Source organism: Peribacillus huizhouensis, assembly GCF_014138605.1.
Classification (GTDB): domain Bacteria; phylum Bacillota; class Bacilli; order Bacillales; family DSM-1321; genus Peribacillus; species Peribacillus huizhouensis.
Map to the genome: position 1 here is coordinate 231,043 of NZ_JACJHX010000005.1, position 20,590 is coordinate 251,632.

Below are 20,590 nucleotides of genomic sequence, written 5' to 3' on the forward strand. Positions count from 1 at the left end.
GCGACAGTAGAATAAGACTAACAATCATTGAGGGATGAAGAAAACCCTCAATGATTGAAGTTTCACTTTATATAAAATCGATTGTTGGCAAGTTTTTTTAATAGACTTTCATAAAATAGAAATATAATACATTGACACTCTATCTTTTTGCATGGTATTATTCCAACGAAAACAAAATGAACTTTAATTGATGATTCATCAATTTCTTATACTTGTTTGCTCTTATCAAGAGAGGTGGAGGGATGTGCCCGATGAAGCCCGGCAACCGGCAAAGCTATTGCTTTGAAAAGGTGCCAATTCACGCAAAGCTAATTGCTTTGGGAGATGAGAGAAAGGTCTTTTTTCATAATGCCTTTCTGCTCTCTGCAGAAAGGCATTTTTTATTTCCAATGATGCAAATAAACAGTGCATGAATGGAGCGGTTCGTGAAATCTTATTTAGTAGAAGGTTTTTACAAACAACATGAGTAGGTTCATAGGTTTTATTGCATAAAGAGGTGAGTTCAATGATAACACTGTCGAAAGTTAGTAAGGTATTCAGTACCAAATCTTTGCAATCCCAGCCGATTAAGGCTGTTGATGAAGTCAATTTAACAATTAACAAAGGTGAAATATTTGGAATTATTGGATATAGTGGTGCAGGAAAAAGTACCCTCATCCGAATGCTAAATGGTTTAGAAACCCCATCAACGGGTTCTGTCGTTGTTGCAGGAAATACGATTTCGAGCATTAAAGGTCGTAACTTGCGTAAGGCGCGTCAAGAGATTAGCATGATTTTTCAACATTTTAATTTATTATGGTCTCGTACTGTTCACGATAATATCGCGTTTCCGCTTGAAATTGCCGGTGTAAAGAAAAGTGAACGCCAAAAACGAGTCAATGAATTAATTAAGTTGGTCGGTTTAGAGGGCAGAGAAAATGCCTACCCTTCCCAATTAAGCGGTGGACAGAAGCAAAGGGTTGGAATAGCACGAGCATTAGCGAACAACCCTAAGGTACTCCTTTGTGATGAGGCGACATCTGCACTTGATCCGCAAACAACCGACTCGATACTAGAGCTTTTGGTGGATATTAATAATCGATTAGGATTAACAATTGTTCTAATAACTCACGAAATGCATGTAATTCGTAAAATTTGTCATCGGGTTGCTGTCATGGAAGGCGGTAGAATTGTTGAGCAAGGTCCAGTTCTAGACGTATTTCAGAACCCAGCTGCACAAATAACAAAGCGGTTTGTTCAACAAGTAACTGAGCCTGCGGAAACGAAAGACACTGTGGACCATTTACTCGAGAACTATCCACAAGGCAAGGTTGTTCAATTAACTTTTGTAGGGGAGAATACGGAAAGTCCGCTGATTACAAAGCTTATCCGTAATTTTCAATTGGACGTTAATATCGTACAAGGGAAAATTTCACAAACTCAAAGTGGATCGTATGGCACATTGTTTATTCATATGGATGGCAGTGATGAGGAAATCTCCCGTGCAATCACATACATCAAAGAACAGCAGGTTGGCGTGGAGGTGATCTCAAATGCTGAGTAATTGGTTTCCGAATGTAATTTGGGAAAATCTATGGTTAGCAACGAAGGAAACATTATATATGACAGGGATTGCTTTAGTTGCGACTTTTGTATTAGGAATCCTGCTAGGGTTATTATTATTTTTAACATCCAAAGGACAGATGTGGGAAAATAAAATGATTAACATCATTATCTCAGCTGTTGTCAATATATTCCGCTCGATCCCATTTATTATTCTTATTATCTTATTAATTCCGTTTACGATTATTGTTGTAGGTTCAATGCTAGGTGCAAAGGCTGCTCTCCCTGCACTAATTGTCGGGGCTGCTCCCTTTTATGCGAGGATGGTCGAGATTGGCCTCAGAGAAGTGGATAAAGGTGTCATTGAAGCGGCGAGATCGATGGGCGCTAAAACGAGTACCATTATTTTTAAAGTATTATTACCAGAATCTATGCCTGCTCTTGTTTCCGGAATAACCGTTACAGCTATCGCGTTAGTTGGTTATACGGCGATGGCTGGTGCTATTGGTGCAGGGGGACTTGGAGATCTTGCTTATAAAGAAGGTTTCCAGAGAACGAAAAATGATGTAACGCTGTTGGCAACAATTGTTATATTACTAATTGTGTTCGTCATCCAATTTATTGGTGATTTAATAACTTCAAAATTAGACAAACGATGAGATGGGGGTAAAGGAAATGAAAAAGAAAAAATGGTTTCAAACTTTAGCAATTGCATCGACATTATTATTAGGTTTGACAGCATGTGGAACAAGTGCTGATAAGAAAGAAAGTGACAATGGTTCTGCGGATGAGAAGGGCTTAACAAAGCTAGTTATTGGGGCTTCCAATGTTCCGCACGCTGAAATTCTTGAGAAAGCAAAACCAGCATTAAAAGAAAAAGGAGTCGATCTTGAGATTAAAGTTTTCTCAGATTTTATTTTGCCGAATAAAGCATTGGCTGCAAAAGAAATTGATGCCAATTATTTTCAGCATCTTCCGTACTTAGAGGAAGAGATTGCAGATAAGGGCTATGATTTCGTTAATGCTGGCGCTGTGCACATTGAGCCGATTGGGATTTACTCTAAAAAGTATAAAAGTTTAGATGAAATCCCTAAAGGCGGAAAAATTATTATGCGTGATGCTGTATCAGATGAAGGAAGGATTCTTTCTATTTTCCAAGAACATGGTTTGATTAAGTTAAAAGAAGGCATAAATAAAACTAAAGCAACGATCAATGATATTGTTGAAAATCCGAAGAAACTTGTATTCCAACCTAATATTGAAGCGGCATTACTTCCACAGGTCTTTAATAATGGTGAAGGGGATGCTGTAGTTATCAATGCAAACTATGCATTAGATGCTGGACTTGATCCGATAAATGATCCAATTGCAGTTGAGTCAGCAAAAGACAATCCGTACGTAAATATTATTGCCGTTCGTGCTGGTGATGAGAAACGTGAAGACATTAAAGCATTAGTAGAAGTTCTACACTCAAAAGAAATTCAAGATTTCATTATGGAAAAGTATAAAGGAGCAGTTTTACCTGCTGAATAATAATTGTGAAGAAGGGTGTCCCAACAAATGGGCCAAGCCTCGACTGCTGTTTACAGTTTAAAATAAGTGCTGAATCACTTATAAACTGTTGAATAAGCACGGGGGAAGGTCATTATGGGACCCCCTTTTTTCTTTTTTTATAAATTTTGAAAATAGAACGTTTAACCTCGTAAAAGCCCCGACTGATTTAAGTTTCACTTTATCTTGCATAGCATTGTTCCGTAATAGTAAGAATATTAGTTATATTCTCTAGCTGATCATGTGTAATCGGCTCTGTGACGGGTATATGGATTTTGAAAAGTAAATTGCTGAGATGTTACACTAAAATCCAATAAAAAATGGAAGGATTGATTCATTATCAACTCTCTAGAGTTAAACGTAACGAGCGAAATGGAAAAGGCGATGCAACAATCACACGGAATAGGCTACGGTGAGTATAGCAGGCGATTGGATATTCGGCTCCAGGTCGAGAAACGAAGAGAGAGGGATTATGAAGAAGGCAACCGAATCGTGAATAATCTGCAACGTCAGATATATTAATAATTCCATTTGATAAGTAGTCGAAAGATCGGTCGAAGTCCACGTAATGGATAACGGCCGGTCTTTTTTGATCTCTGTAAATATAATTTGTTTGATGGTCATTGAGACGGGGATTTACGATTTAATAATATAGTGAAGCTACCTAGCTGGTATATGTTATAGATCATGCTTTAAACTGTTACCATTGTGATTAGATATGTGTAGCGTGCTACATGATTTTATCGAATGGTGGCGTTTTAAAGTCAGTCAGATTTTGTATGAATAATTACAATGAATCGAATCATTATTCATTTTTTTGGGAAAAATAAATGGATGTATGTAGGAAAACTCTTGTTATGGGCTTTACTTGCAATGTGTACCGGAAAACACTATCCTTTATAGTAGAAAAGCATTTTAATTAGTTGCTTACAGTTTAAATTTGATATAAGATTATAATGAGAATAAAGTGAGAATCATTTTAACGGTCATAGAAAAGAAGGTATCTTACTTTCTAGCTATAAAATAGGATTTAGATCACGGAGGTATTACTATGTCAGGTTCAACATTAACGATTAAAGATCTTCATGTTTCAATTGAAGGAAAAGAAATTTTAAAAGGTGTTAACCTTGAAGTCAAAGGTGGAGAAATCCATGCAATCATGGGACCTAATGGAACAGGTAAGTCTACTCTTTCTTCAGCAATCATGGGACACCCTAAGTATGAAGTAACTAGCGGAAGCATTACATTTGACGGCAAAGATGTTCTTGAAATGGAAGTTGACGAACGTGCCCAAGCTGGTCTTTTCCTTGCTATGCAATATCCAAGTGAAATCAGCGGTGTAACGAATGCAGACTTCCTTCGTTCAGCGATTAACGCACGCCGTGAAGAAGGCGATGAAATTTCACTTATGAAATTCATTCGCAAAATGGACGAGAAAATGGATTTCCTTGAAATGGATCAAGATATGGCTCAACGTTATTTAAATGAAGGGTTCTCAGGCGGAGAGAAAAAGCGTAATGAAATTCTACAATTAATGATGATTGAACCAAAAGTTGCAATCCTAGACGAAATTGACTCTGGGTTAGATATTGATGCTCTTAAAGTTGTATCAAAAGGGATCAATGAAATGCGTGGCGAAGATTTCGGTTGCTTGATCATCACTCACTATCAACGTCTATTGAATTATATCACTCCTGATTTTGTTCACGTTATGATGCAAGGACGTGTTGTTAAATCTGGCGGTCCTGAGCTAGCACAACGCCTTGAAGCAGAAGGATACGAGTGGATTAAAGAAGAATTAGGCATTGAAGACGAAACTGTTGGCCAAGAAGCGTAAGTAGGAGGATTTGCCATGACTACCGAAACAAAACTACCAGTTGAACAAGAGTATATCAGCTCTTATTCACAACAAAACAACGAACCAGCTTGGCTGACAGAACTTCGAGTTCATGCATTTGCAGGACTAGAAAATCTGCCGATGCCAAGACCTGATAAGACGAAAATAGATAAATGGAATTTCACTTCTTTCAAATCTCATACTGTTGAAAGTGAAGCATTCACATCATTGAATGACCTTCCTGAAGCTGTGAAATCACTTGTTGATTTAGAAGAAAGCAAAAACTTATATATCCAACGCAATAATACACCTGCATTTTTCAGCTTATCAGAAGAGTTGAAGGCTCAAGGAGTTATTTTTACAGATATCTTCACAGCAGCTCGCGAACATGGAGAACTTGTACAAAAGTATTTCATGAAAGACGGTGTAAATGCTGATGAGCATCGCCTTGTAGCATTCCATGCTGCGTTAATGAACGGAGGAGCATTTTTATATGTTCCGAAAAATGTTGAGATTAAAGAGCCGATTCAATCTATTTTCTTAGTGGATCATACAGATACTACATTATTCAACCATGTATTAATTGTAGCGGATGACAATAGTTTAGTAACGTATGTAGAAAACTACATTTCTACGGTTGAATCAGCATCTGGAATTGCAAACATTGTGACGGAAGTCATTGCTAATGCTAATGCGAAAGTCACTTATGGAGCTGTTGATACACTTTCTTCAGGATTTACTACGTATGTGAACCGACGAGGTGTAGCAAGTCGTGATGCTCGAATTGAGTGGGCGCTTGGGTTAATGAATGATGGAGATACGATTTCTGATAACACAACTTATTTAATGGGCGATGGTTCATTTGGAGATACGAAGTCAGTTGTCGTTGGCCGCGGGGAACAGAAGCAGAACTTCACAACGCAAATTATTCATTATGGAAAACGCTCTGAAGGATATATATTGAAGCACGGCGTAATGAAAGAGAGTGCTCAGACAATTTTCAATGGTATTGGAAAAATCGAACACGGAGCAACAAAAGCGAACGCAGAGCAGGAATCACGCGTATTAATGCTTAGTGAAAAAGCTCGTGGAGATGCGAATCCAATCTTACTTATTGAAGAAGATGATGTTACGGCAGGACATGCTGCATCAGTTGGTCGTGTAGATCCACTTCAATTATACTACTTAATGAGCAGAGGAATTCCAAAGACTGAAGCAGAGCGCTTAGTCATCCATGGTTTCCTTGCACCAGTAGTAAGTGTACTTCCAATTGAAGGTGTTAAGAAGCAACTAGTTGAGGTAATTGAAAGGAAAGTTAGATAATGAATCCATACGAAATTCGTAAGCTTTTCCCAATTTTAGATCAAGAAGTTAATGACCAGCCTCTAGTTTATCTCGATAGTGCTGCGACTTCACAAAAGCCTAGCGCAGTTATCCAATCCATTGAAGATTACTACCGCGGCTACAACTCCAATGTACACCGCGGAGTTCATACACTTGGAACAAAAGCTACGGATGCGTATGAAGGAGCCCGTGAAAAGGCTCGCAAATTCATTAATGCCTCACTGATGGAAGAAGTTATTTTCACGCGAGGCACTACAACTTCTTTAAATATAGTAGCGAAAAGCTATGGTGGCGCCAATCTATCAGAGGGTGACGAGATAGTCATCTCTTATATGGAACACCATAGCAACATCATTCCATGGCAGCAGATTGCTAAGCAGACGGGTGCTGTCCTGAAGTATGTTCCACTTCAGCTTGATGGAACAATCTCTATTGATGACGTTAAAGCAACGATCACAGATGCAACAAAGATTGTTTCAATCATGCATGTTTCAAATGTATTAGGTGTAATAAACCCAGTTAAAGAAATTGCGCAGATTGCTCATAGTCATGGAGCGATTATGGTGGTAGATGGTGCCCAAAGTACACCGCATTTAAAAGTAGATGTTCAAGATTTAGATTGTGACTTTTTTGCTTTCTCAGGTCATAAGATGGTCGGACCGACTGGTATCGGCGTATTATATGGCAAGAAAGAGCATTTAGAAAAAATGGAACCAGTTGAATTTGGAGGAGAGATGATTGATTTTGTAGGTCTATATGAATCGACATGGAAAGAGCTCCCTTGGAAATTTGAAGGGGGAACTCCAATAATAGCTGGTGCCATTGGTCTAGGAGCAGCCATTGACTTTCTTACTGAAATTGGCTTAGACAATATTGAGGCTCATGAGCATCATTTAGCTGCCTATGCACTAGAGAAAATGGCAGAGATTGAAGGCTTAATGATTTATGGTCCGCTTGATCCGATGAAGCGAGCTGGAGTCATTACGTTTAATATTGCTGACGTTCATCCACATGATTTAGCAACCGTGCTTGATATGGATGGAATTGCCATTCGCGCAGGACATCACTGCGCACAGCCATTAATGAAATGGCTTGATGTATCAGCAACAGCACGTGCCAGTTTCTACCTGTATAACACCGAAGAAGATATTGATAAGCTTGTACAAGGGCTTGTCAAAACAAAGGAGTATTTCAGTAATGTCCTTTAATAACTTAGATACACTTTATCGACAAGTCATTATGGACCATTATAAAAAGCCTCGTAATAAAGGCGTTTTGGAAGATGGAAACTTAACTATTGATATGAATAACCCGACATGCGGCGACCGAATCCGTTTAACGATGAAAGTGGAAGATCAGAAAGTAGTCGATGCGAAATTCGAAGGTGAAGGGTGTTCGATTTCAATGAGTTCAGCTTCGATGATGACTCAGGCGATAAAAGGGAAAGATATTGAAACGGCAGTCAAACTTTCAAAAACATTTTCCGAAATGATTCAAGGTAATGAATACGATGATACTCTAGACCTTGGTGATATTGAAGCCCTTCAAGGAGTTTCGAAATTCCCTGCTAGAATTAAGTGTGCAACATTAGCTTGGAAAGCGATGGAAAAAGGGTTGAAAGAGTGAAACTTCCATTAGTGGGGGGCATCTCCCATTGATGGTTAGTTGACTGCAATTACGGATTTACAGGCTGTTCATCGACACCAGATGGGGTATTACAGCCTATTAACCTGGAATAAATAAACACAATGAGTAAGAAGCGTCTCTGATGAGGGGTAGACTCTAATGAGACATCCTTGCCATTTTGAAATGGAGGAAAACGAGCTATGGCTAAGAAAATGCCTGATATCGGTGATTATAAATATGGCTTTGCGGATAGAGATGTATCGATCTTTCGTTCAAAACGTGGTTTGACAAAAGAAATCGTCGAAGAAATCTCTCGTATGAAAGAAGAACCGCAATGGATGCTTGATTTCCGATTAAAGTCATTGGAACTTTTTTATAACATGCCAATGCCACAATGGGGCGGCGACTTAAACAGCTTGAATTTCGATGAAATTACGTATTACGTAAAACCATCTGAGAAATCTGAGAAATCTTGGGATGAAGTTCCAGATGAAATTAAACAAACGTTTGATAAGTTAGGAATTCCTGAGGCAGAGCAAAAGTATTTGGCTGGGGTTTCAGCTCAATATGAATCAGAGGTTGTTTACCATAACATGAAGCAAGATCTTGAAGACTTGGGAATTGTTTTTAAGGACACTGATTCAGCGCTTAAAGAAAATGAAGATATTTTCCGCGAGCATTTTGGAAAAACTATTCCACCATCAGATAATAAATTTGCTGCGCTAAACTCAGCAGTATGGTCTGGTGGATCATTCATCTATGTTCCTAAAGGCATTAAAGTAGATACGCCACTACAAGCTTATTTCCGAATCAATTCGGAAAACATGGGACAGTTCGAACGTACACTAATTATCGTTGATGAAGGCGCAAGCGTACACTATGTTGAAGGCTGTACAGCACCAGTTTATACAACAAATTCACTTCATAGTGCGGTTGTAGAAATCATCATTAAGAAGGATGCTTACTGCCGTTATACGACGATTCAAAACTGGGCAAACAACGTATATAACCTAGTTACGAAACGGGCAGTATGTGACGCGAATGCGACGATGGAATGGATTGATGGAAACATCGGATCTAAATTAACGATGAAATACCCTGCTGTTATTCTTAAAGGAGAAGGCGCACGTGGTCTAACATTATCGATTGCAATCGCAGGTAAAGGACAGCACCAAGATGCAGGAGCCAAAATGTTGCACTTGGCACCGAATACGTCTTCTACCATCGTATCCAAATCAATCTCGAAACAAGGCGGAAAAGTAACGTACCGCGGAATTGTTCACTTTGGACGTAAAGCGGATGGTGCTCGTTCAAACATCGAGTGCGATACGTTAATTTTGGATAATAGTTCTACTTCTGATACTATTCCTTACAATGAAATCTTAAATGATAATATTTCATTAGAACATGAAGCGAAAGTATCTAAAGTATCAGAAGAGCAATTGTTCTACTTGATGAGCCGTGGAATCTCTGAGCAAGAAGCTACAGAAATGATTGTTATGGGCTTCATTGAACCATTTACAAAAGAACTGCCAATGGAATATGCCGTAGAAATGAACCGTCTTATCAAGTTCGAGATGGAAGGATCTATCGGATAATACTTCCTAAACCACGAAACCTGCCGATTCACTCGGCAGGTTTTTCTTTCGGGAAATAAAACTGGGAAATGGGGTCTGACCCCTTAAAGGAGAGGTTCGATGATTTATATTGGTGTGACTGGTTGGGGGGATCATGATAGTTTGTATGGGGCTGGGGTTTCGAAACGTGATCGGCTACGGGAATATGGGGCGCATTTTCCGACGGTCGAGGTCGATTCGTCGTTTTATGCAGTGCAACCCAAGCGGAATAGTGATAAATGGGTCGCTGAGACGCCTGCATCCTTTCAGTTTGTTGTGAAAGCTTATCAAGGGATGACAGGGCATTTGCGCGGAGAAAATCGCTATGAAAGTAAAAAGCAAATGTTTGATGCATTTCACGCTTCTCTCGAGTCTTATCAAAAAGCAAATAAACTCGCAATGGTCCTATTTCAGTTTCCGCCATGGTTTGAATGTAATCGTGAAAATGTGAATTACTTACGCTGGTGTAAAGCGGAAATGGGTGATGTACCCATTGCTCTAGAATTTCGCAATCAAAGCTGGTTTGCACCGGGGATGTATGAGAAGACACTTTCGTTTATGGAAGAAGAGGGTTGGATACATACAGTTTGTGATGAACCACAAGCAGGAAATGGTTCGGTGCCACTTGTTCTCGTGACGACTGATCAAACAAAAGCACTTGTCCGATTTCACGGTCGGAATGTTCATGGTTGGCAAAAGGCAAGCGGTGGACAAGATTGGCGTGAGGTCCGCTATCTCTACCGCTATAACCACGAAGAATTGCAACAATGGGTAAGCAGGCTCAGAAAACTTGAAGAAACGGCTAAAGATGTGTATGTTTTATTTAACAATAATTCAGGTGGGGACGCGGCAGATAACGCGAAACAAATGATTGACTTACTCGGAATTGAGTATGGTGGATTAGCCCCTAAACAGCTGGATTTATTTTAAATATAAGATTAAACGCCCACATGGTATGAGCTCTATTCCGTATTAACGGGCAGTCATATATAATGGGTCCATATCCGTATTCTTTCTAAGAGGATAACTTTAGAGGAAGTATGCCTTAGCTGGGCTTTAAATTATTCGGAGGCATATTTGGATACATAGGGGGAAAAACATTGTCAGAGATCATCCATTTATATCACACAAATGATGTCCATAGCCATTTTGAAAATTGGCCTCGTATCGCTCATTTTTTACAAAAAAGAAAAAATCTGCATCAGGAGACTGGCGAAGAGATCCTCCTTCTAGACATCGGTGACCATGTTGATCGATGGCATCCCTATACAGAAGGGACACTCGGTAAGGGAAATGTAAGTTTGTTGAATGAATCAGGGTACCAATACGTAACGATTGGTAATAACGAAGGAATTACACTCCCGAATGAAGTATTATCTACTCTTTATGATCAAGCAGAATTTAAAGTTCTAGTAGCAAACTTGTATAATAAAAAAAGAATCCGTCCGAAATGGGCACTTCCATATTTCATACATACTACTAATCATGGTACGAGGATCGCTTTGATAGGAGTCACCGCTTATTTTCATAAATTTTACGAGAATTTAGGCTGGTATTTAAATGAGCCTTTTGCCGAATTACAAAAACAACTTAAAGCTATTCATAATCAAGCGGACTTCGTTGTCGTCCTATCACATTTAGGCATTCATGACGATGAAAGAATGGCTGCTGAATTTCCCGAAGTGGATGTGATACTTGGAGCACATACCCATCATATTCTACACCAAGGAAAAATGGTTGGAAACTCACTTCTATGCGGGGCTGGGAAATATGGTCAATTTGTTGGGCATGTTGAAATCGAGCTGGATGCAAATCAAACGATCATTCATAAGAAAGCACAGTTATATGATACGAATGAGTTGGAAGAAGCGCCGAACGAAGATCAATGGGTTGAAAATGTACGTAATGCCGGTGAGAAGGAGCTTGAAGATGTAATAGCTATCCTGCCAGAACCTATTGAAAATGACTGGTTTCAACCATCTCCGCTACCTAAACTACTCTGTGAATCGTTAAAAGAATGGACAAATGCAGACTGTGCTTTCCTCAACGCTGGTCTTCTTCTAGAAGCATTGTCGAGAGGTCCTGTGACAAAAGGGGATATTCATAGAACCTGTCCTCATCCTATTAATCCATGTGTAACTGAACTAAATGGTGCAGAATTAAAAGAGGTTATTTTGCAATCAAGAGATGAAGAATGGCCACACATTCAGTTAAAGGGATTAGGCTTTAGAGGGACCATCATGGGCATGATGGTGTATGAAGGGATTGACTTTGTGGAGAATGACGAAGGACTTATAAAAAAAGTCATGATTAATGGAAATGAACTACAGGCTGATCAAACATATAAGCTAGCGATTCCAGATATGTTTACTTTCGGTCGTTTTTTTCCACAGATCAAGCGGACGGAAGCAAAAGAATATTTCATGCCAGAATTTCTGAGAGATCTTTTAGCCTGGAAATTAGGTAAAGAATAAGCTTGGACAATAACACATAATGGCCCTTTTATTCATACAGTATGATGAATGAAAGGGGGCGATTACATTGATGAATGTAACTCCTATTACGATAGCTGGTAAGACATTTATCGGTATTTCTGTAGCCTTGCCGAAAACAAACTTACTGGCTATTGCTTCAGAAACAGGATATATCATGTGTGGTGCATTAGATGTTGCTTTGCTCAATGAAAAATTGGGCGCCCGCAAAATTATTGCTGGTCGAGCAACAGGTGTACGTACACTTGAACAGCTGCTTACGGCGCCGTTGGAATCGGTAACGGTAGAGGCAGAAAGATTGGGAATTTCCGTTGGCATGAAGGGCAGCGATGCATTATTGCTCATGCATGAGTGACATATATAGCAATGTGAAAGAGGGCGACTATAAGGGCCTAACTCTTACAAAATGATCTGTATTAAACGTTTGTTTGATACTAGATATTGCAATGTGGAGTCTAGCCTTAGCTTTAGTCGGCCTTTTCTCTGTGGAAATGGGGCGGGGCCTCACAAAATCAGCTCCGAACCGCCACCTTTATAAGGTATTACGCTTCATAGAACCTGAACATTATTCATCGTTAGGCTTTAGAGAAGGAGCTTATGGACGTTTCATATGTAAAAGTTAGGGAAAAAATTAGAATGGCTTAAAAAAATGTATGTAGTACCGATAAAATACAATGTAGATAATAAAAAATGAATGATGATGTATGTCATATTTTTTGTCATGAAGGGCATGAGGACGGAGCTTCGCGACTAACTAAAATAGTCAATCTACTATGTAGATCTACTTCCTTTATTAAGAAAGTACTCCAAAATCCAGCTCAGAACCGCCACCATTGTGATAGGTGGAGTGCGTGCTACAGGATGGACCTTCATAGTAAATGGTGGCGTTTTGTATGAAAATTTCAATGTTTCAGTTATAGAGAGGATACAGAACATGTTATGAGGCTACTGAAAACACAAGCGTTAAAGCCGGGGATGCGGCTAGGAAAAAGTATTTTTAATGACCGGGGAACGATTCTACTAGGAGAAGGCTGTGAAATATCGGACACAATTAAACGAAGATTACTCTCATTGGATGTTTCTTTTGTTTATGTCGCAGACGAGCGAACGAAAGATATTAAAGCAGAATCTACCATCTCGCACGAATTGAGAAGAAGAACTGTTAAAACCATTGAGAATATTTTTCTTGATGTTAAATCCAAGAACATGCAGGAGTGTTCGTTTGTAATTGAAGGGAAAACACAACGAATTAGTAAATTACTTGGAAACATTACAACTGAAATCAAAAATAGTGAGAAACTTTTGACATTGCTTTCAGATGTTTATATTCATGATGATTATATCTTTAACCACTCTATAAATGTGACATTATATACTTTAGCAATTGCTAAAGAAATGAAAATGAAACCTAAACAAATGGAAATTCTCGGTCTCGGTGCAATCCTTCATGACGTTGGAAAAATGCTAGTTCCGCCAGATATATTAAAAAAGCCAGCAAGATTATCTGAGGAAGAATATTCTATGATTAAACAACATTCTGAATTTGGATTTCAGCTGCTTAGAAAAATTCACTCCGTTCCACTTTTAGTTGCTCATTGTGCCTATCAACATCATGAGCGTTTAGATGGTTCAGGCTATCCTCGTGGTTTATATGCAGATGATATCCATTTTTTTGCTAAGATTATTGCTGTTGCAGATGTATTTGATGCCGTCACATCGAATCGAGTATATCGGCAAGCAATGCTCCCGCATGAAGCTCTGGAAATTTTATATGCAGGCTCTGAAACTCAATTTGAAGCAAAAATTGTCGAAGCATTTCGGCGCTCGGTTACGATTTATCCAGATGGCTTAACTGTGCAATTGAACGATGGGCGAAAGGGAGTCGTCTCATCGCAAAATGCTGGAATAAGTGATCGACCAGTTCTGCTAATCATTGAAGAAAATGGTATAGAACTTGAACATACATACTTCTGTAATTTAAAAGATCATAATCATTTGTTGATTACGAGCTGTTTAGTAGATGATTGAAGAGAAAAATGAGACGAGTACTTAGTAACTTATTTTAGATGAGCATTTTGATAGGGAGGTACGCCCTGATCAAGATTGCTCATCTTATATTAAGGCTCTTTTCGTAAAGATTGGTGTTTTTAGCAAGTAACAAATTTGAGCAGATATTGATTGTCGTGGAAGGTGGGTGACACCTGCTTAGAGAAGCGTGTTGAGGGAGACCCTGCATGTACGAAGCACTGAGGAGGCTCCTAAGTCCGCCAGCGGAAAGCGAGTACCTGTAACGGAAATCAATCCAAGTCGTGTAAAACAGCCTATATTAACGAAGTCCCTCAATAAGCGCTTTGGATTTTATCCCGCATGACAGAAAGTAAAACCCTCACGTTAAGGCTTACAGGAATCGAGGAAGCAGAGGGTGGGGGATAACTGCCTGTAACAGCCTGATTGATGAGATACAGGGAAACTTACAGATACGTGAGCAGGAGGTTTAGAAGAACGAGACTAACAACCAGTGGGTGAAGAAGAAAACCCCACTGATTGAAGTTTCACTTTATTGTTACTTTGACAGTTCTTTTCGTTCCCATGCACGGAGATGTGGTGTAGGATCAAAGCTCCATTCAATTTTTCCATTATCTTTATACATTCCGAAATGAAGATGGGGAGGAAACTTACCGGAAGTTCCTGGAGGTCCATAGCCTGTACTGCCTACCCCACCAATTACTTGTCCTGGTTTTACGATATCTCCCACCTTAATCCCATCTTTAAAGCCATTTAAATGGGCGAAGTAATGATACGTATTATTAATATCTCGAATGCCAATTCGCCATCCGCCGTATTTATTCCATCCTTTCATTTCAACTATTCCATAACACGTAGCGCGTACTGGTAAACTATAGTGGGCAAAGATGTCTGTCCCTTCATGAGATCTCCGACCGCCCCAACCGCGTGCAACTCCCCACGTACTGCGATACGTATAGTTAGTCTTTACCGGGACAGGAAATGCTTTTTCTTGTAAATCTATCCGATTGAATTTCTTGAATAATTTTGCATTGCCCATAATAATCCCAACAGCTTTATCTCTTTTATAAAAATTCCATAAGCCAATTCGGATATTATCCTCATCTGACCCATATGCCAATAGAAAATTAGCGAATGTAAATAATAAGTCTTCATCACTCGTAAGATCGGCAACGTGATCGCCATTTCCGTCCTTTCCTATGCCATTGAATACGGAGATGGAGTATGGATTTGTGTCCTCTTGATTCGGATTTAAGGCACCGCTCCATTGGGCCGGCTTTATATGAATAGAAATATTACCCTTTACGGATTCTACATCATTTCTTGCCTGTCGAATGCTGCGTTCATATTGGTCGGCAGCCGCAAGGTAATACCATGGAAGTTGAACAGCGGTTTCCATATTTTTAAATAATTCTAATCGCTTTTCCAGCATTTCCTTTTCTGATATTGCTGTTGATGAAGCAACAGAATGGCTTTCAGGAAAACTAAGTATGGAAAGCAGCAGAAATGATAGCATGATTTTATGCTTCACTTTCTAATTCTCCCTTCTGATGGTAATGAATATCGTTAGTTTGCTGAAATAACAGAGAATTAATTTAATTAATTTTTCCCAATTGACCGATTTAGTTGTATCCGCTTGCTTTATTATGATATTGTGACACTAGTAGGCAATGTAACCCAACTTTTTCTAATAAAGAAATGGAGTGAGCATCTTCATGACCACCAAAGAAGAATATCTTCGTAAACCAGATTGGTTGAAGATCAAACTGAATACGAATGAAAATTACACTGGCTTAAAAAAAATGATGAGAGAGCAGAAATTACATACAGTATGCGAAGAAGCAAAATGTCCTAATATTCACGAATGTTGGGCCGTTCGTCGGACTGCGACTTTCATGATTCTTGGGGCGATCTGTACAAGGGCTTGTCGCTTTTGTGCTGTAAAAACAGGTCTTCCAACTGAATTGGATTTGGCAGAGCCAGAACGTGTTGCAGATTCAGTGGTAACGATGAACCTAAAACATGTCGTTATTACTGCTGTAGCTCGCGACGATTTGAAAGATGGAGGCTCCGGTGTATTCGCTGAAACCGTGCGTGCCATTCGTCGAAAAAACCCATTTACTACAATTGAAGTATTGCCTTCAGATATGGGGGGAGTTTACGAAAACTTAAAAACCCTTATGGATGCAAAGCCAGATATTCTAAATCATAATATTGAGACAGTTCGTCGCTTATCTGATCGAGTCCGTGCTCGTGCCAAATATAATCGCTCACTTGAGCTATTACAGAGAGCGAAGGAAATGTACCCAGAAATTCCAACGAAGTCGAGTCTTATGATTGGTTTGGGCGAAACGAAAGAAGAAATCATTGAAACGATGGACGATTTACGGGCGCATGATGTTAATATTATGACAATTGGCCAATATCTACAGCCATCCAAAAAACATTTAAAGGTGCAAAAGTATTATAGCCCTGAGGAATTTAACGAATTAAAACAAATCGCTTTGACAAAAGGATTCAGCCATTGTGAAGCCGGACCATTAGTGCGTTCTTCCTATCATGCTGATGAACAAGTAAATGCTGCTGCGAAGCATATGCAAGAACAAGGTGAGAAAATTCTTGAAGCGAAATAAATAGATTAACAAAAGGGTCAGACTCTACAGGTACTATATACCGTTAAAAACAGTATATAGATTGTAAGGTCAGACCCTTTTGGGGCCGCTTTTTTTGATATGGTATGAAGATTATCGATTCGTATTCATACGCTCATCTTTTTGATGGATCATTTCTCCGTTTTCATTTTCTCCTTTGCTATAATCTTTTCCTTGTGGTGATTTCAACATATTTTGAATTGTTTTGTCGATAGTATGGTCGATATTATTTTGATCGGAACCTCGAGTTGCGAAGTTTTCGATATCTTGAGCAAGTTTCCAATCATCACTTACATATGCGTGATAATAGCGGGGAACAACTGACATAGCTGTTCTCTTCACTTGATCAGCGGTTTCCGATCGGTTTGATGAGTTGGTTTCATATACGACAAGAACATCCTCATCTGTAACAAGTGAAGCCGCACGTTTTACGTTCGGCAGTGATGCTGTAAGCGAAGTAATAACACTAGCCAATTGTTCCCGATCAATGGCTACATTTTCATTTGCGACGTTTGCAATATTTTTGCCGTTAATATTTGTACTGTCCATTCGAGTAAAGCCAAAATCAGATCCTTGATTGGTGCTATTGTTATAATCTTCATCATAGTATTTGGTTGGTGAGTTAACTTTAACTGGATTTGAGATGTTGTCGGTTACTTCACTTCCTTGTTCCTTAGGAGCGGAGCAACCTGCAAATAACGTAATAGAGCATAAGCTTAACGCTAGAACTGCTTTTTTCAATAAAAACACCTCCTAAGAGATAGGATGAGCAAATACCGCTAAATTTCGCTTAGTAATTGCTGGCTAATCAGTTATAATTTAAGTAGGAATTGGAATAAGAGGTGAGATGGATGATAAGCATCAATAATTTAGCCTATGACATTGTAGAAGAACGAAGAGATGGCTACAATGAAGAAGCATTTAAAGCTCGTTATAGTGAGATATTGACTAAATATGATTATATTGTTGGTGATTGGGGATATGGACAATTACGTCTGCGCGGTTTTTTTGAAGATGATAACCAAAAAGCTACGTTTGATACAAAAATTAGTACATTAACCGAATACCTTTATGAATACTGTAATTTTGGCTGTCCATATTTTGTTTTAAAGAAAATAAAGTGAAACTTCAAACAGTGGGGGCTTCTACCCCTTCTGCTTGTAAGTCCCGTTCTACTGTTGATCAATTAATCGACAGTACGGACCCGATTACCTCTATCTCACCAATCGGGATTTTACTGCATGTGAATGCAGGATAAACTAAACAAGCACTAGAAAAGGGTCTGACGTCACACTCTATCTTCCGTTTTAAACGGTATGTAGTAGATGTGGAGTCTGACCCTTTCTTTAAGTGACAGTTATTCTACCTCTAATCAGGAGTTGTAGAATGTGGGGCTTGTTCGTGTTTGTCAGGATCGTCATGGGGTGGGTGGGCACCATCCATTTGACGAGGCAGACTTTCATGAAGCGATTTGTATTCGTAATTGAAGGCACTCGTATAACGCTGTCCTTCTTTCCATGGAGAGCTTTTATTTTCAACAGATGTCATCTCCCCACGTGGGGCTCCATAAGGTCCTTCAGGCAGTTCTTCAGGAAGTAAATCATTCTTTTGTTTTTCCACATTTGAGATCTCGTGGAAACGGTTGTTATCATTCATATTCAACATCCTTTCTACTTCACTGTAAATCTTAGGTTGTCCTTTTCTGTTGAAAACATGAGGTAGTGCATTACTTTTTTCAAATATAGACTTTATACAACAATTGTGAGAACTATGATAAAATTATAGTAGTATCATCTTGCATTATGCTGAAATCTAACAAGAATATAGTCGTTTAATTAAGTTGCAAACAGATATATTGTGGGGTTTTTTAAAAGATTTTAATAATCTTACATTAGTCGAATAAGAACACATAATACATAGAAAATTATGTTTACGCCAAGACTAGAGAAGAGGGACATGGTATCCTTTTCAAATTAGAAAGGATTGAATATCTTTGTATTTTGTTGACAGACAGCAAATTGAAAAACATTTACTACATTTGGAACAGCGGCTTCGCATTTTCGAGGAACAGTCGAATTGGGATAATGAGCTTGCTAGCCTTGCTCTTTGCCGACTTGTTCAGACTTCCATTGATGCAATGTTAGATACAGGGAATGCGATTATTGATGGCTTCATTATGCGCGATCCAGGAAGTTATGAAGACATCGTGGACATTCTATTGGATGAAAAAGTAATTGATGAAAAAATGGCCCATCAATTTAAGCACATTCTTCCGCTTAGAAAAATGTTGGTTCAGGACTATTTAGTAGCAGACACGAAAACGGTGGCTACCGTTTTTAGCGAAAATATCCAAGCATTTATCGAATACCCTAAAGTCGTAAGGAATTATTTAATAAATGAACTAGGTCCAGTTTCAGCATTCAAGAATTAACAGAAATGAAGAACGAGAGGGATCATATGAAGAAAGAATATAAAGGCTATCTGATTGATTTAGATGGCACTATTTATCGAGGAACTGAAGAAATTAAAGAAGCCGCTGGTTTTATTGAAGGCTTAAGAAGCCGAAATATTCCTTATTTATTCGTGACAAATAATGCATCTAGAACTCCAGCGCAGGTGGCTCAAGTGCTTTGTGATTTTGGGATTGAAACGGAAGCTGATCAAGTTTTCACAAGTGCGATGGCGACTGCGACCTTTATTGCAGAACGCCAAAGTGAGGCCTCTGTCTATGTTATTGGAGAAGAAGGGCTTTTGAATGCAATTCAAGAAAAAGGATTTACCTTAGCTGATGAAAACCCTGATTTTGTCGCAATGGGCATTGATCGTAAAATCAATTATGAAAAGCTCGTAAAAGCTTGTCTTGCGGTACGGAATGGTGCAACCTTTGTTGCGACAAATAGTGATGCAGCACTTGTAACTGAACGAGGTCTTCTTCCGGGCAATGGCTCGATTGCCTCAGTCATATCTGTATCAACAGGGATACAGCCTATTTTTATTGGCAAGCCAGAATCCATTATTGTTGAACAAGCATTAAAGGTTCTTGGTGTTGATAAGAAAGATACCATTATGGTCGGCGATAACTATGATACAGATATTCTTGCCGGGATTAATGCGGGGATAGATACATTATTAGTACATACTGGTGTTACAACGAAAGAATTATTGAAAAATTATCAAGAACAACCGACACATGTTATTGATACATTAGCTGACTGGAAGTTCTAAAAAGAAGAAGCTTGGGTATGTTACTCTACGTCCAAGCTTCTTTTATTTGTTCTTATAATCATTTTTGGATAAAGTGAAACTTCAATCTGTGCCGCTATCTTCATCCCCGATCCTATGCTTCAATCGATTCTTCTAAACCTTAATGGTGGGATTTACTGCCCGTTAATGCGGGATAAACACTCTAATTACTTTTTGCTTTTAGCTCGGTGCGCCAATCTACTTGAAGCGGCAGCGGCAATGGCACCGACGATATCATCGAGAAACGTATGGACTTTTCCTGTACTTTTATCATTCAAATACTTCAGAATACCTGGTTTTTGCTTATCGATATAACCATAGTTCGTAAAGCCGATTGATCCGTATACGTTTACGATGGAAAAGGCAAGGATTTCATCTACACCATACAAACTTTCATCTATTTCCACGATTTTTTGCAGCGGTTCTTCCAGCATCTTTTTTTCAGCAAGGACATCGAGTTGGATGCCGGTCAGAATCGCATTTTGGACTTCGCGTTTTGATATGACCCTTTCTACATTTTCAATACAGTCTTTCATTTCAAGGTTTTCATGGTAACTTGCTTGTAGATACATCACGAGTTCCGCAATATCCTCAATTTTTACGCCTCTTTCTTTTAACCATCTTCTTGCTGTCTGTTCAGATACGTTAATAACTTCATCCATT

22 protein-coding genes and 1 riboswitch are annotated in these 20,590 nt (G+C 39.0%); of the genes, 18 read left to right on the top strand and 4 right to left on the bottom strand.

The features are described 5' to 3' along the window. Positions 1 to 219: 219 nt before the first annotated feature. Positions 220 to 331, top strand: a riboswitch (SAM riboswitch). A gap of 174 nt (positions 332 to 505) precedes the next feature. From HNP81_RS10520 to HNP81_RS10575, 13 genes are all read left to right on the top strand, one after another. Beyond that, entirely contained in the window at positions 506 to 1,543 is a 1,038-nt protein-coding gene (locus HNP81_RS10520; protein WP_028393684.1) for a methionine ABC transporter ATP-binding protein, read from the top strand. Next, positions 1,533 to 2,201, top strand: a complete 669-nt coding sequence (locus HNP81_RS10525; protein ID WP_182502596.1) for a methionine ABC transporter permease — start codon at positions 1,533 to 1,535, stop codon at positions 2,199 to 2,201. Before HNP81_RS10520 ends, HNP81_RS10525 begins: the two co-directional genes overlap by 11 nt. Before the next feature lie 16 nt (positions 2,202 to 2,217). Continuing rightward, a complete protein-coding gene (locus tag HNP81_RS10530) occupies positions 2,218 to 3,075 on the top strand; it encodes a MetQ/NlpA family ABC transporter substrate-binding protein (protein ID WP_182502597.1) in 858 nt (285 codons plus the stop codon). 402 nt (positions 3,076 to 3,477) lie between these two features. After that, entirely contained in the window at positions 3,478 to 3,615 is a 138-nt protein-coding gene (locus HNP81_RS24910) for a YuzK family famiily protein (RefSeq protein WP_512698949.1), read from the top strand. A gap of 529 nt (positions 3,616 to 4,144) precedes the next feature. Beyond that, complete coding sequence (gene sufC / locus HNP81_RS10535) at positions 4,145 to 4,930, top strand: Fe-S cluster assembly ATPase SufC (RefSeq protein WP_028393687.1); 786 nt, start codon at positions 4,145 to 4,147, stop codon at positions 4,928 to 4,930. 15 nt (positions 4,931 to 4,945) lie between these two features. Next, entirely contained in the window at positions 4,946 to 6,253 is a 1,308-nt protein-coding gene (gene sufD / locus HNP81_RS10540; RefSeq protein WP_028393688.1) for a Fe-S cluster assembly protein SufD, read from the top strand. Continuing rightward, a complete protein-coding gene (locus tag HNP81_RS10545; protein ID WP_028393689.1) occupies positions 6,253 to 7,482 on the top strand; it encodes a cysteine desulfurase in 1,230 nt (409 codons plus the stop codon). Before sufD ends, HNP81_RS10545 begins: the two co-directional genes overlap by 1 nt. Then, complete coding sequence (sufU, locus tag HNP81_RS10550) at positions 7,472 to 7,900, top strand: Fe-S cluster assembly sulfur transfer protein SufU (protein WP_028393690.1); 429 nt, start codon at positions 7,472 to 7,474, stop codon at positions 7,898 to 7,900. Before HNP81_RS10545 ends, sufU begins: the two co-directional genes overlap by 11 nt. Before the next feature lie 200 nt (positions 7,901 to 8,100). Further along, entirely contained in the window at positions 8,101 to 9,498 is a 1,398-nt protein-coding gene (gene sufB, locus HNP81_RS10555) for a Fe-S cluster assembly protein SufB (RefSeq protein ID WP_028393691.1), read from the top strand. A 99-nt stretch (positions 9,499 to 9,597) separates the two neighbouring features. After that, the gene (locus tag HNP81_RS10560; protein WP_182502598.1) at positions 9,598 to 10,446 is read left to right on the top strand and encodes a DUF72 domain-containing protein; all 849 of its coding nucleotides are present in this window, start codon (positions 9,598 to 9,600) and stop codon (positions 10,444 to 10,446) included. 170 nt (positions 10,447 to 10,616) lie between these two features. Then, positions 10,617 to 11,990 carry a bifunctional metallophosphatase/5'-nucleotidase gene (locus HNP81_RS10565; RefSeq protein ID WP_182502599.1) on the top strand — a complete coding sequence of 458 codons (1,374 nt, stop codon included), beginning with the start codon at positions 10,617 to 10,619 and terminating at the stop codon, positions 11,988 to 11,990. Positions 11,991 to 12,057: 67 nt separating this feature from the next. Continuing rightward, entirely contained in the window at positions 12,058 to 12,363 is a 306-nt protein-coding gene (locus HNP81_RS10570) for a YunC family protein (protein WP_028393694.1), read from the top strand. A gap of 584 nt (positions 12,364 to 12,947) precedes the next feature. After that, positions 12,948 to 14,036 (top strand): HD-GYP domain-containing protein, encoded by a 1,089-nt coding sequence (locus tag HNP81_RS10575; RefSeq protein WP_028393695.1) that lies wholly within the window; start codon positions 12,948 to 12,950, stop codon positions 14,034 to 14,036. A 535-nt stretch (positions 14,037 to 14,571) separates the two neighbouring features. On the opposite strand, the gene HNP81_RS10580 is transcribed toward HNP81_RS10575, so the two are convergent. Beyond that, complete coding sequence (locus HNP81_RS10580) at positions 14,572 to 15,549, bottom strand: M23 family metallopeptidase (protein ID WP_182502656.1); 978 nt, start codon at positions 15,547 to 15,549, stop codon at positions 14,572 to 14,574. Positions 15,550 to 15,748: 199 nt separating this feature from the next. Here HNP81_RS10580 and lipA point away from each other — a divergent pair, with 199 nt between their 5' ends. Next, on the top strand, positions 15,749 to 16,666 hold the full coding sequence (gene lipA / locus HNP81_RS10585) for a lipoyl synthase (protein WP_182502600.1): 918 nt from the start codon (positions 15,749 to 15,751) through the stop codon (positions 16,664 to 16,666). A 111-nt stretch (positions 16,667 to 16,777) separates the two neighbouring features. Here lipA and HNP81_RS10590 read toward each other — a convergent pair whose 3' ends face one another. Continuing rightward, the gene (locus HNP81_RS10590; protein WP_182502601.1) at positions 16,778 to 17,425 is read right to left on the bottom strand and encodes a YhcN/YlaJ family sporulation lipoprotein; all 648 of its coding nucleotides are present in this window, start codon (positions 17,423 to 17,425) and stop codon (positions 16,778 to 16,780) included. A gap of 110 nt (positions 17,426 to 17,535) precedes the next feature. On the opposite strand from HNP81_RS10590, the gene HNP81_RS10595 reads away from it, so the two are divergent. Both HNP81_RS10595 and HNP81_RS10600 read left to right on the top strand, forming a co-directional pair. After that, a complete protein-coding gene (locus HNP81_RS10595; protein ID WP_028393699.1) occupies positions 17,536 to 17,808 on the top strand; it encodes a YutD family protein in 273 nt (90 codons plus the stop codon). After that, complete coding sequence (locus tag HNP81_RS10600; RefSeq protein ID WP_182502602.1) at positions 17,805 to 17,942, top strand: hypothetical protein; 138 nt, start codon at positions 17,805 to 17,807, stop codon at positions 17,940 to 17,942. The genes HNP81_RS10595 and HNP81_RS10600 overlap by 4 nt, the downstream gene beginning before the upstream one ends. Before the next feature lie 110 nt (positions 17,943 to 18,052). Here the strand turns inward: HNP81_RS10600 and HNP81_RS10605 are convergent, their stop codons facing one another. Next, entirely contained in the window at positions 18,053 to 18,340 is a 288-nt protein-coding gene (locus HNP81_RS10605) for a cytosolic protein (RefSeq protein ID WP_182502603.1), read from the bottom strand. Positions 18,341 to 18,677: 337 nt separating this feature from the next. On the opposite strand from HNP81_RS10605, the gene HNP81_RS10610 reads away from it, so the two are divergent. Both HNP81_RS10610 and HNP81_RS10615 read left to right on the top strand, forming a co-directional pair. Then, complete coding sequence (locus tag HNP81_RS10610) at positions 18,678 to 19,115, top strand: DUF86 domain-containing protein (protein WP_028393701.1); 438 nt, start codon at positions 18,678 to 18,680, stop codon at positions 19,113 to 19,115. Positions 19,116 to 19,141: 26 nt separating this feature from the next. Then, complete coding sequence (locus HNP81_RS10615) at positions 19,142 to 19,909, top strand: TIGR01457 family HAD-type hydrolase (protein ID WP_182502604.1); 768 nt, start codon at positions 19,142 to 19,144, stop codon at positions 19,907 to 19,909. Between the two features lie 185 nt (positions 19,910 to 20,094). On the opposite strand, the gene HNP81_RS10620 is transcribed toward HNP81_RS10615, so the two are convergent. Continuing rightward, on the bottom strand, positions 20,095 to 20,589 hold the full coding sequence (locus HNP81_RS10620) for a phosphatidylglycerophosphatase A family protein (RefSeq protein ID WP_028393703.1): 495 nt from the start codon (positions 20,587 to 20,589) through the stop codon (positions 20,095 to 20,097). Position 20,590: the final 1 nt, after the last annotated feature.